Raw genomic sequence first — 272 nt, forward strand, 5'->3', positions numbered from 1 at the left:
GGATATGGACATGGGCGTCTGGAGTGGGCGCACGCTCGACGAGCTCCTGGCGGAGGATCCGGAGGCGATCGCCGCCTGGACCACAGACCCGGCCGCAGCACCGCATAGCGGTGAATCCGTGACTCAACTGTGCGACCGGATCGGCGGATGGCTCGGCAAGCTGCCCCGCGACGCCGGTAGCGTCCTGGCGGTAACCGGCCCGGCAGTGATCCGCGCCGCCGTCGTACACGCCCTCGGGGCACCTCCGACAGCGTTCTGGCGCATCGATGTCC

1 protein-coding gene is annotated in these 272 nt (G+C 69.9%); it reads left to right on the forward strand.

The features are described 5' to 3' along the window. Positions 1-10 precede the first annotated feature (10 nt). On the forward strand, positions 11-272 hold a 262-nt coding region (locus AC0IXA_RS27480; RefSeq protein ID WP_471814910.1), incomplete at its 3' end, for a histidine phosphatase family protein.

The organism is Pseudomonas sp. AC083 (assembly GCF_979253165.1).